An 11,843-nucleotide genomic window follows, 5' to 3' on the forward strand; every position below is an offset into this window, starting at 1 on the left:
TTAGTCTGCCTGACCGCTGCCGGAGGTCGTCGATCCCATCCTGAGATCGACGTCACCGGTCCCGAGCTTGATCGGCTTGCCGACGATGACGTTCTCCGTCACACCGTCGAGATCGTCGACCTCGCCATGGATCGCGGCGTTGAGCAGGTGGTTGACCGTCACCTCGAACGCCGCACGAGCCAATACCGATTCCTTCGATCCCGAAATCCCGTGACGACCGATCGACTCAATCTCGCCGCGGTTCGTCATCATGTCCGCGACGAGCATCAGGTGCCGGACGTTCACGTCATCCAGTCCCTGCTCGGCGAGCGTGTTGTTCGTCTCCTCGATGATCGCTTCGCGGGCCGCCTCGATGCCGAGGTTGCGGTGAATCTCGTGGATATTGTTACACGTCGTTCGCGAGGCATCGACGCCCTCGATCTCTAAGGCGTCGCCGAAGGCCGATCCCTCGGTGTAGAGGACGAACTCCTCGTTGCCGTTGTCGAGTTCTTCCCGACGGATGACGACCCGCGAGACCTCCTCGATTCCCTTGAACGTGATGTCGCGGAGCTCCTCGACAAGCTGGAGGAGATCGCGGTAGGATGGCTCCTCGGGGCCGAATTCGATCTGGGCCCCCTGCTGAACCGTCTTCACACCAAGCGAGTCCTCAATGATTCCGGCGACTTCCTCGGCCGTGATCATCCGTTCCTGGAGCGTGTCCTCGTTGAGCGAGATCTGGACGCGCATGTCCGCGACGTTCGTCGAGACGTCGCCCAGTGCGAGGATCTGGGTCGCCTCGATGTTCCAGACGACCTCGTGGGCCTTCTCGCGTTCGGTCGCGTACTCGTCCTCGAGGTAGATGGTCATCATCGGCGTGTCCGGCGTCTTTCGAGCGTCGACCAGCTCGATCAGCCGGGGCAGCCCCTGGGTCACGTCGATCTCGGCGACGCCGGCGTAGTGGAACGTGTTCATCGTCAGCTGCGTCCCGGGTTCGCCGATCGACTGCGCCGAGACCGTCCCGACGGGGTCGAGCGGATCGACACGGGTATCGAGATAGCGGGTCTCGACAGCCTTCGCGAGTTCGTCGGCTTCCTCGGTGGTTGCGCCCTCGCGGGCCTCGAGCGTCTCGTAGACCTCGTCTTTGAGCCGCCGGGGGAGGTCGGTGTCCTCGACGACTGCGATCGTATCGTCGTCGACGTTGTACTCGACGTTAGTCATCGGAGGTCACCTCCGTACCCTCGGTCAGTCGATCGTCGGCGTGTTCGGAGAGGTTCGTCGGCCGCGGCTTGGAACCGAGGAACTCCTCGCGGTCCTCCACGGAGTCGAACTCGGAGTCGAGCACGCGGCTAGCGATGTGCTCGACGTCGATGTCGTTATCCTCGTCGGAGGAGACCTTGACTGGCGAGGTCCCGTCCTCGCCGAACTCGAACTGAACGATCGTGTCCGAGGTATCCCGGACCGTGCCGTCGTACTGCGTCTCGAGTTCGGAGAGGGCGTTGATCAGCCGACGCTGCAGGTAGCCGGACTTGGAGGTCCGGACTGCCGTGTCGACCAGGCCCTCGCGGCCACCCATCGCGTGGAAGAAGAATTCCCGCGGGGTCAGGCCGCTCGTGTAGGAGTTTTCGACGAAGCCGTGTGCCTCCGCCGAGAGGTCGTTCGGCTCGTAGTGGCTGAGCGTTCGGTCCTCGTAGCCGCGGTTGATCCGTTCACCGCGAACCGCCTGCTGGCCGACCGCACCGGCCATCTGGGTCAGGTTGAGCATCGACCCACGGGCACCGGAGTTGGCCATGACGACGGCAGGGTTGTCGTCCTGGAAGTGCTCGTCGGCGATGTTACCCGCGTTGTCACGCGCACGTGAGAGCGTCTGCATGATCTTCATCTCGAGGGTCTCGTCGATGGTTCGGCCGGGGAGGCTCTCGAGTTCGTCGCGGTCGTAGGCCTCGATGAGCTCTTCGACGCGGTCGTTGGCGTCGTCGATCGTCTCATCGATGCGGGCCTGCGCTTCCTCGGGGATGGTCTCGTCGTCGATCCCGATCGAGAACCCGAAGTGCATGATGGCACGCATTGCCAGCGTCGAGACCTCGTTGACGAAGATCCGGGCGCGAGTGTTGCCGTAGACCTTCGTGATCGTGTCGACAATCTCGCCGCCGAATTCACCGACCTCGTCCTCGGCGATGGTTCCCTGAAGCAGTTGGCCCTCCTCGACGATGACCTCGTCGCCGATGGTCCCCGTGAACTCAAGGTTGAGGTCGTCGGGAAGCAGTTCGGAGAAGACGTCGTACCCGGTCCAGAACGGCGTGCCCTCGTCGTCGATGCCGCTCGGTTCGGGGAGTTCGTCGATCCGGGTGGCACGGAGCAGGTCGAGTGCCTGCGTCTCGTTGAATCGGGGGTTGTCGTGGGTGAGGAGGTACATCCCGGAGATGTGGTCCTGAATCGCCCCGATGATGTTCTCACCGAACCGCGGGGAGAGCATCTGTTCTTGCACACGCATGAGGACGCGCGCTTCGGCGCGGGCCTCCTCGTTTTGCAGTGCGTGCATGTTCATCTCGTCGCCGTCGAAGTCAGCGTTGTACGGGGGACAGACGACGGTGTTCAGCCGGAACGTCTTGTACGGCATGACCACGACCTCGTGGGCCATGATCGACATCCGGTGGAGCGACGGCTGGCGATTGAAGATGACGATGTCGCCGTCGATGAGGTGGCGATTAACCTCCCAGCCGGCCTCGACCTTCTCGGCGAGCTGTTCGCAGTTCTTCTCGGTCACCTTCAGCCGGCGACCGTCCGGACGCCGGACGTAGTTCGCGCCGGGATGGCCCTCAGGGCCGTTCGAAACGAATCGGCGGGCGTCCTGGAGGTTGCGCTCGGTGACGTTCATCGTCTGGGTCATCTCCTTGGCAACGCGATCCGGCACGCCGACCTCGTTCAGCGAGAGGGTCGGGTCCGGCGAGATGACGGTACGGGCGGAGAAGTTTACACGTTTCCCGGACAGCGAGCCACGGAAGCGGCCCTCCTTGCCCTTGAGACGCTGGGAAAGCGTCTTGAGTGGCCGACCGGAGCGGTGTCGAGCCGGCGGCGTCCCTGAGATTTCGTTGTCCATGAACGTCGTGACGTGGTACTGGAGCAGTTCCCAGAGGTCCTCAATGATCAGCTGGGGTGCACCGGCCTCACGGTTCTCCATGAACCGCTGGTTGATTCGGATGATGTCGACCAGCTTGTGCGTGAGGTCGTCCTCGGAGCGCTGGCCGTTGTCCAGCGTGATCGACGGTCGCGCGGTGACCGGTGGCACGGGGAGGACGGTGAGGATCATCCACTCGGGACGGGAGCGCTCGGGGTTGATTCCGAGTACCTCGATGTCCTTGTCCGGGATGTTCTCGAACCAGTCCCGGATGTCGCTTGGCATCAGCTTGTTCGTGTCCTCCTCGGTCAGATCGATGTCCAGAGCCTTCTCGATCGCCTTCCGCTGACTCTCCCGCGGGCGGAAGGAGCCGGAGAGGATCTCGTTGACTCGAGTGAGTTCGATATCCGTTTTCTCGGCGAGTTCGTCCGGCGTCGTCCGCTCGACGCCTTCCTCCTCGTCGCCCTGCATCGCGCCGGCGATGCGCTGGGAGTACTCGCTGGTCAGAACTTGCTGGACCTCGTAGTAGGTCGTCGGCTTCTCGTGGTCAATGTCGTACTGGATTTCGCCACAGAACGGACACTGATCCTTCTTCCGGGCCTGCCGAATCGCGGCCTTGGTCACGTCGTTGAGATCCCGGCTCAGCTTCCGAGACTCGTCGAGTTGGCCGTGGAACTCGTCACGTTCGTCCTCGGTAAGGAGGAGTCTCGAACACTCCCGACAGGTCCCTCGCAGGAGCCGCCGGATGAGTTTCGTGAACCCGACGTGAATTACGGGCGCAGCCAGTTCGATGTGGCCGAAATGGCCGTTACAGGAGCCGGAGTGTTTGCCGCAGGTCTTGCACTCGAGGCCGGGGTCGATCACGCCGAGACGCGGGTCCATCAGACCCATATCGATGGGGAACCCGTCGTCGTCGTAGGTGTCGGCAGTGATGATCTTCGTCGCGCTCATCTCCCGGTACTCCTCGGGCTCCATGAGCCCGAAGGAGAGCGAACCGATGTCTTTGGGTGTCGTATCTTGCATGGGTTATACGGCGTCCTCCAGTTCGAGTCGCGGTGCGATACCCAGCGCCTTCATCTCGTCGAGGAGGAGCTTGAACGCGTAGCTCATCTCGATCTCGTGGATATCGGTCTCCTCGTCGCAGTTCGGACAGTAGACACGCCGTTGTTCGACGTTTTCGACCGCGCTCATCCCACAGTTCGCACAGATGTGGATAAACTCGCGGTCAGACTCGTCGAGCAGTCGTTCCTTCAGCGTCATGGCCGCCCCGTGGCCGATGAACACGTCGCGTTCCATCTCCCCGATACGGAGGCCACCCTCACGGGCACGTCCCTCCGTCGGCTGACGGGTCAGCACCTGCACCGGCCCGCGAGAGCGGGCGTGCAGCTTGTTCGAGACCATGTGGTAGAGCTTCTGGTAGAAGATGACCCCCACGAAGATCTCAGCCTCGATCTTCTCGCCGGAGATTCCGGAGTACATGGTCTCCTTGCCGGCCGAATCGAAGCCGGCGTCCTCAAGTCCCTGTCGGAGTTCGTCCTCGTCCTCGCCGAGGAACGGCGTCCCGTCGACGCGACGTCCCTCCATCGAACCGAGTTTGCCGCCGATCATCTCGAGGATGTGGCCGACAGTCATCCGCGAGGGCAGTGCGTGCGGGTTCAGCACGAGGTCGGGGACGACGCCCTCCTCGGTGAAGGGCATGTCCTCCTGTGGCGCAAGGTGGCCGATGACACCCTTCTGGCCGTGTCGTGACGCGAACTTGTCCCCGAGTTCGGGGATTCGCTCGTCGCGCACGGAAACCTTTGAGAGCTTCGAGCCGTCCTCGCCCTCCATGAGGGTGACGGTGTCAACGATCCCCGATTCGCCCGAACGCATGGTAACAGAGGTTTCACGTCGCTTCTGGGGCGAGAGACCACCCATGTCGTCGGGTTCCTCGAGGAATCGCGGCGGACTCGTCTTCCCGAGTAGGACGGAGTTCTCGTCGACCGTCGTCTCGGGGTTGACGAGGCCGTCCTCGTCGAGATGAGTGTACGCTTCCTCGCCGCGGGCACCGCGGACGTCCTGGCTCGGAATTTCGAAGCGGTCCTCCTGACCGCCGGGATAGCGCCGTTCCTCGCCCTCGTAGGTCCGGAAGAAGTGCGAGCGCGCGAGCGCGCGTTCGACGCTGGCCTTGTTCATGACCAGCGCGTCCTCGATGTTGAATCCCTCGTAGCTCATCACGGCGACGACGAAGTTCTGCGCTGCGGGGCGCTCGTCGTAGCCGATCTGCTCGGTCGTCTGGGTCTTGACCATCGAGAGCTGCGGGTAGTGCAGCAGGTGCTGGCGCGTGTCCGGCCGGATCCGGTAGTTCGCGCTCGGCAGCCCCAGCGACTGCTTGATCATCCCTGCCCCCATCGTAATGCGGGGCGAGGCGTTATGCTCGGGATAGGGAATCATCCCTGCACCGATCGAGAAGATCAGTGACGGGTCGATTTCGAGGTGGGTATGGTTCTCGGTCAGATCGTCTTCGTCGACGCCGACGAGGATGTCCTCTTCCTCCTCGGCGTCGATGAACTCGATGTAGCCGTGATCGACGAGATCCTCGAATTCGAGGTCATCCTCCTGAAGCGCCTCGATTTCTTGCTGGGAGATGCGAGGTTCGCCGTCCTCGACGACCAGCAGGGGTCGTCGGGCACGACCCGCGTCGGCGTTGACGATTACTTCGCGAGTTCGGTCTTTGACCGAGACGTTGACCATCTCGCTCACGTCGCCGATGCGTCGCGCTTCGCGGATCTGTTCTGCGAGTTCGTGCGGATCGGGATGGGTCCCCACCAGCGATCCGTTCACGTAGACTTTCGCCTCTCGTTGTTGGCTGCTCATGATTTAGTCGTCCCCTGACGCTGCCGTTCGTTCGATCCCTTCGAGGCCGGGAATGCCCTCGACCCCCATGGATGCCAGTTCGCGTTTGAGTTCCTGTTCGTCCTCGACGTTCTGGGAGAGCTCCATCGACTGCGCGAAGTTCTTCACCAGCCCACAGTTCGGACCCTCCGGCGTCTCGGAGGGACCGATGCGACCCCACTGGGTCGCGTGCAGGTCCCGCGCTTCGAAGTGGGGCTGCGAGCGTGAGAGCGGGCTGCGAAGGCGACGCAGGTGTGACAGGACGCCCATGAAGTCAGTTCGGTCGACCAGCTGGCTCACGCCGGAGCGGCCGCCGACCCAGTTGCCCGTCGCGATTGGGTGCTCGAGTCGCTCGGTCAGGACGTCCGATCGGACGACCGTGTTCACCGAGAGCTGCCGGTTGCGCATGTTGGCACGCTCGAGCTGGTACTTCACGTCCCGGGCCAGCTTGTTCAGCGCGGTCCGGAACAGGTCTTTCATCAGGTCGCCGCTGACCTTCAGTCGCTTGTTCGCGTAGTGGTCCTTGTCGTCGGACTCGCGTCGACCGAGTGCGAGTTCGAAACAGGCCTCGGCCATCCGACAGAGGTAGTGGGCCTTGTTGATCCGGACGTCCTCCTCCTCGACACCGTCCTCATGGAGGTGGGGAAGCAGGTAGCGATCGATAACGTAGTTGGCCCGCTTGAGCTGGTAGTTCTTGCCCTGCCCAGAGGCGACGCGTTTGCCCAGTTCCTCGATGGCCTCCTCCTCGGTCTGGACCTCTGCTTCCTCCAGGTTCTCGAGCATGTACTTGACGACCTCAGGGTCGTTCGAGACCTTGTGGACGATCTCTTCGTCCGATTCGAGGCCTAGCGCACGCACGAGAGTGACGAAGTTGATCGAGCCCGATACCGAGGGGAAGGAAACCTCGAGGAGACCCTCACGGTTCCGTTCGCACAACACGAGAGCACGGTAGCCACGGCGTTGCGAGAAGGTCTTCGCGACCTGAATCTCGTCGCCGTACTTGGTGTCGTACTCTGCGAGGATCTTATTCGGTGCGAGGTCCTCGCTGGTCATCAGCACCCGCTCGGAGCCATTGACGATGAAGTAGCCGCCGGGGTCTGCAGGGTCCTCTCCGATCTCGATCAGTTCCTCGTCGGAGAAGCCGGCGATGTTACACTTGTCGGAGCCGACCATGATTGGCATCCGACCGATCTTCGTCTCGGTCGAGTCGACGACCCGCTCGTCGCCTTCCTCGCCCTTGACGATGGACATCTCCATGAAGACCGGTGCGGAGTAGGTGATGTTTCGAAGCCGGGCCTCCTGCGGGTAGAGGAGTTCTTCGGAGCCGTCCGCCTCACGGACACGCGGCGTGACGACACGGACGTCGCCCAGTTTGACGTGGACCGGCTCCTCGCCTTCCTTGTCGCCGATGTCCGTATCGATCGTCTCCTTCTCGTCGACGACCCGCTGCATTCCCCGGTTGAGGAAGGCATTGAACGAACGGTAGTGGTGTTCGGCGATCCGTTCCTTCGAGAAATATTCGCGTGAAATCTCTCGTCGTTTGTCGCGGTTGAGTTCAATTGCCATTTATTCTACCACGAGTCGGTATATGATCGACTGATCGGTTGTCCGCGAGTCGCGAACGATCTTGATGACGTTACCCGGCTCCGCCTCGTCCGGCAGAGCGGGATCGTTACGCTCGATCTTCGGTAAATCTGTACGGTCGATGTTGTATTCCTCGAGCACGTCCTCGAGAGCCTCCTCCTCGAGAACGGTGTGCTCCGGAACGAGTTCGTGTTGGCTTACGTCTACCATGTATTGGGTTGGGTGTGCGTGTCGGCTATCGGGAGAGAAGCGGCTGTCACGAGATACTACAGGCAGATAGCGGCGGGAGGCATTTAACGGTTACTAACTCGACGCACAAGCAGGGCTACCCGGCCGGGCGAACCTGACCGGAACCGTCGATCACACTCGAGAGTACCCGGTTATCAGTTATATTCCTTGTGGGTCGTGTGATTTAGTGCCACGATCCGGCGCGTATTCCGGGTTCGAGAGTGGAAATCGTGGCGCGAACGACCATACCATACGGCGTCTAATTGAAAAGCCTTAATGCTATCACCGGGAAATGAAGAGTTGCAGGTGGCCCGGGTGGTGTAGTGGCCCATCATACAACCCTGTCACGGTTGTGACGCGGGTTCAAATCCCGCCTCGGGCGTCTTCTTCCGCGAACAATTCCGATGAGTGCCGCGTAGCGTGTACTCGTCACTCATGAGCGAAAAGACGAAACGAGGGATTTGAACGATAGAACGAGCGAGCAGAGCGAGCGACGTTCAAGTGGTTCAAATCCCGCCTCGGGCGCTTTCTGCTGACGCCAATTCGTGAGAGAGGAGTAGACGGTGAACGAACGGATCGACCGAGCGTTTCCCGATTCAAATCCCACCTCGAGTACTTTTCAGTCACGTTCTAACATAAGTGAACCATTGGATGAATTGGCTGATGTTAGCACGGTGGTTGTCTTGCGGACGGAATATTTGTCATCAAAGCTTACAAACGACCACAGAGCAAAACCCTTAATACTATCACCGGGAAATGAAGAGTTGCAGGTAGCCCGGGTGGTGTAGTGGCCCATCATACAACCCTGTCACGGTTGTGACGCGGGTTCAAATCCCGCCTCGGGCGTCTTCTTCCGCGAACAATTCCGATGAGTGCCGCGTAGCGTGTACTCGTCACTCATGAGCGGAAAAGATGAAACGAGGGATTTGAACGATAGAGCGAGCGACGTTCAAGTGGTTCAAATCCCGCCTCGGGCGTTTTCTGCTGATGCTACTTCTCGAGTGATGAGTATAGCAGTGAGATCCACTGATCGCTACTGATCTGTCCAATCGTTTTTCTGTCAATGGGCGGCGCGGGACGCGATGCGTAACTCAAAAGCGGTCGGCGATGAAACCGAAGCGAGAGCGATTTCCAAACTGGTCGCCTGCGACTACAGCGTCTCGATTCCGTTCGGCGACAACGACAAATATGGTCTCGTCGTCAACGACGGAACCGATCTCTATCGGCTTCAGTGCAAAACTGGCTGGTCGAACAAAGCGGAAACGATCCGGTTCAATACCCACTCGCAAACGACGAAAACGGCGTCTACCACGAGGAAACGTCTCATGATTCGACCGACGCGTTTCTCGTCTAGTATCCCGAAAACGGACCGTTTTATCGGATCGATACGGCCGACGCAACCGAACAGAAGCTGGAGCACTGTTTTGAATCCGAAATCGATTATCCGTCGATCAATTGTGATTTCGATCGAGATGGAGGTACTAGGTGATTCGAGGAGAATCAATTCGAATGCTAATTGTTTAGTATCTCTTTATCGATGTATCGACGAACGAGATAGTAGGTAGCGGAACCAATGACGAAACTAATCACCGTACTCATCGTCGATAACGAACCCGGCTTCGCCGACCTCGCCGGACAGATGCTCGAGCGCGAGCACGAATCGATCGTCACCGAAGCGGCGACGAGCGGCGCGGAAGCGCTCGGCGTAATCGAACATCGCGACATCGACTGTATCGTCAGCGATTACGAGATGCCGGAGGTGACCGGGCTCGAGTTGTTAGAGCGCGTTCGTGAGGACGATCCTGACCTCCCCTATATTCTTTTTACCGGGCGGGGATCGGAGGAGGTCGCCAGCGAGGCGATCGCCGCGGGCGTGACGCAGTATCTCCAGAAGGAGTCGGGCAAGAAGCAGTACGCACTGTTGGCGAATCAGATCACGAACGCCGTCGCTCAGTACCGCACGGAGACGGAGCTTCGGGAGAGCGAACGGCGCTACGAGCGGACGCTGACAACGTTACACGAGACGACGCGGGATCTGATGCGGGCTGAAACCAAAGAGGAGATCTGCCGATCAGCGGTCGAGACGGCGAGCGAAATCCTCGACGTGGCGGTCGCCGCGGTCTACGCGTTCGAGCCGACGGCCGGCGTCCTCGAGCACGTGGCGTCGACGCGGGGATCGCCCAGTTCGGGCGATCCGGAGACGACGTTCGAGCGGGGCGAAGGATTGGTCTGGGACGTCTTTTCGGAGGGAGACAGTACCTACTACGAGGACGTGACGCGGGAGGAGAACGTCGAAACGGGAGACGCGTTGAGCCGGAGCGAATTGATCGTCCCGCTCGGAACCCACGGTGTGTTGGTCGCGGGTTGCGAAGACATCGATGGGTTCGACGAGACGATGACCGAGCTGTTACACATTCTGGCAGCCAACACTGAGGCCGCACTGGATCGGGCCGAACGCGAGCAGTTGCTCCGCGACCATGACCGGACGCTCACGCAGCAAAACGAAGAGCTGACGCGCCTCAATCACACGAACGAGATCGTTCGTGAGATTAACCACAGTGTTGCACAGGCATCGACGCGCGCGGCGATCGAGGAGACGGTGTGCGATCGTCTCGCCGAGACGGACCGATATCGCTTCGCCTGGATCGCCGCGAGCGACGACGAACCGCCGGCACCGACTGCGTGGTCCGGAATCGATGCGGCCTACATCGATGGGATCCGTGACGATGGCGATCAGGCACCCGAGATCACGCTGGTCCGCGATATCCTCGAGTCGGGGCAGGGACAGCTGATACACGATGTCCTCGAGGACGAGACGTGGAAGTCGCGGCGCAAGGAGGCGCTGACCTACGGTTATCAGACGGTGCTCGGAGTTCCACTGATCGCCGACGAGCGCCGGTACGGCGTGCTGGTGGTCCACGTCGCGGGGGCCGATTCGGTCGGCGAGAGCGAGCGGGAGGTGCTGGCCGAACTCGGGGAGACGATCGGGCACGCGATCCGGTCGGTCGAGCGGACCCGAGCGATGTTGACCGACAGCCGACTCGAGCTCGAACTCGCCGTGGGAGACTCGCGGCTGCTTCTCAACCGGCTCTCGACGCAGGTCGAAACTGCGGAGCCGATAGCCGTCGAGGGAGTCATCGATCGCGGAGAGGGCGGGGTCGTGCTCTTCATCAGCGCACCATCGACGGCGTCGCTCACCGAACTCGAGGCAGACTGGGCATCGATCGAAACGCTCTCAGTGGTGTCCGACGGTGACGGGGAGACGCTGTTCGAATTGACGGTCGTGTCGACACCGTTTCTCGACGTCCTGCGGACCTACGACGTGCAGGTGCAGATGGCGACGGCCGAGGACGGACTGTCGACACTCGTCCTCGAGGTGCCACAGGGCGTCGAAACGCGATCGCTGGTCGAGGCGATCGGAGAGGAGTATCCAGAGACAGAGCTGGTGGCCAAACGGGAGACAACACACACGCGGTCGGCGCGACAGCTCGATACCTACCTCGCAGAGCGGCTCACTGACAAGCAGTTCGAGGCGTTGCAGGCAGCTCACTACAGCGGCTTCTTCGAGTGGCCGCGAGAGAGTACGGGCGAGGACCTCGCGGACGCGCTCGACGTATCACCGCCGACGTATCACTATCACCTCCGAGCAGCCGAACGAAAACTTGTCACATTGGCCTTCGACGGGTATTCTAGTTAATTAGTACCGCCATAGAGCGATGCACAAATGATTAGAAAGTATACTTAATCATCATCGGTTCGTATCAATAGATGGCGATCTAAGACTAACTGTCGCCACCCCCCCCCCACCCCTTTCCGTGTATTCACATCCAATAGCGATAGCGTTCCGTTGTTCTCACCAGCAAGCGGTCCGGTGATGTAATGATATGAGCTGCTTCTGACGACGAGCTCGGTCCAAAGAGACATTCAATCGTCCCGTGAGAGTGGATCCCGCGTTTCCCGATTAGCTGACCACATATCTCGGCCATCAAGGATGGAACTACAAGTAATACCGTATAGATGTTCGCTTCACTGATTTACTACCCCGATACTAATTGATTAGTGT

Annotated in this window: 7 protein-coding genes and 2 tRNA genes; 4 read left to right on the plus strand and 5 right to left on the minus strand. The window is 60.6% G+C overall.

Annotated features, from left to right (window positions below; translation table 11 throughout):
• The 5 genes from rpoA2 to K6I40_RS17680 are packed head-to-tail and all read right to left on the minus strand — an operon-like array spanning position 1 to position 7,762.
• The gene (rpoA2, locus tag K6I40_RS17660; RefSeq protein WP_222920288.1) at positions 1–1,197 is read right to left on the minus strand and encodes a DNA-directed RNA polymerase subunit A''; all 1,197 of its coding nucleotides are present in this window, start codon (positions 1,195–1,197) and stop codon (positions 1–3) included.
• A complete protein-coding gene (locus K6I40_RS17665; protein ID WP_222920289.1) occupies positions 1,190–4,117 on the minus strand; it encodes a DNA-directed RNA polymerase subunit A' in 2,928 nt (975 codons plus the stop codon). The genes rpoA2 and K6I40_RS17665 overlap by 8 nt, the downstream gene beginning before the upstream one ends.
• Positions 4,118–4,120: 3 nt before the next feature.
• Positions 4,121–5,950 carry a DNA-directed RNA polymerase subunit B gene (gene rpoB / locus K6I40_RS17670; RefSeq protein WP_222920290.1) on the minus strand — a complete coding sequence of 610 codons (1,830 nt, stop codon included), beginning with the start codon at positions 5,948–5,950 and terminating at the stop codon, positions 4,121–4,123.
• Positions 5,951–5,953: 3 nt separating this feature from the next.
• Entirely contained in the window at positions 5,954–7,534 is a 1,581-nt protein-coding gene (locus tag K6I40_RS17675; protein ID WP_222920291.1) for a DNA-directed RNA polymerase subunit B'', read from the minus strand.
• Positions 7,535–7,762, minus strand: coding sequence for a DNA-directed RNA polymerase subunit H (locus K6I40_RS17680; protein WP_222920292.1), 228 nt, complete (start codon positions 7,760–7,762; stop codon positions 7,535–7,537).
• Between the two features lie 327 nt (positions 7,763–8,089).
• Here K6I40_RS17680 and K6I40_RS17685 point away from each other — a divergent pair.
• From K6I40_RS17685 to K6I40_RS17700, 4 genes are all read left to right on the plus strand, one after another.
• Positions 8,090–8,162 (plus strand) — tRNA-Asp (locus K6I40_RS17685).
• A 391-nt stretch (positions 8,163–8,553) separates the two neighbouring features.
• Positions 8,554–8,626: transfer RNA gene (locus K6I40_RS17690), tRNA-Asp, on the plus strand.
• A 236-nt stretch (positions 8,627–8,862) separates the two neighbouring features.
• A complete protein-coding gene (locus K6I40_RS17695) occupies positions 8,863–9,345 on the plus strand; it encodes a group I intron-associated PD-(D/E)XK endonuclease (RefSeq protein ID WP_255682142.1) in 483 nt (160 codons plus the stop codon).
• An 8-nt stretch (positions 9,346–9,353) separates the two neighbouring features.
• Positions 9,354–11,477 carry a bacterio-opsin activator domain-containing protein gene (locus K6I40_RS17700; RefSeq protein WP_222920293.1) on the plus strand — a complete coding sequence of 708 codons (2,124 nt, stop codon included), beginning with the start codon at positions 9,354–9,356 and terminating at the stop codon, positions 11,475–11,477.
• Positions 11,478–11,843 lie beyond the last annotated feature (366 nt).

The sequence above is a fragment of the Natrinema sp. SYSU A 869 genome, assembly GCF_019879105.1.
GTDB lineage: Archaea > Halobacteriota > Halobacteria > Halobacteriales > Natrialbaceae > Natrinema.

Excerpts from the sequence above, each read along its gene's own strand:
- rpoB (WP_222920290.1), bottom strand. The coding sequence starts at position 5,950 with ATGAGCAGCCAACAACGAGAGGCGAAAGTCTACGTGAACGGATCGCTG.
- K6I40_RS17665 (WP_222920289.1), bottom strand. The coding sequence starts at position 4,117 with ATGCAAGATACGACACCCAAAGACATCGGTTCGCTCTCCTTCGGGCTC.
- K6I40_RS17680 (WP_222920292.1), bottom strand. The coding sequence starts at position 7,762 with ATGGTAGACGTAAGCCAACACGAACTCGTTCCGGAGCACACCGTTCTC.
- rpoA2 (WP_222920288.1), bottom strand. The coding sequence starts at position 1,197 with ATGACTAACGTCGAGTACAACGTCGACGACGATACGATCGCAGTCGTC.
- K6I40_RS17675 (WP_222920291.1), bottom strand. The coding sequence starts at position 7,534 with ATGGCAATTGAACTCAACCGCGACAAACGACGAGAGATTTCACGCGAA.
- K6I40_RS17695 (WP_255682142.1), top strand. The coding sequence starts at position 8,863 with ATGCGTAACTCAAAAGCGGTCGGCGATGAAACCGAAGCGAGAGCGATT.
- K6I40_RS17700 (WP_222920293.1), top strand. The coding sequence starts at position 9,354 with ATGACGAAACTAATCACCGTACTCATCGTCGATAACGAACCCGGCTTC.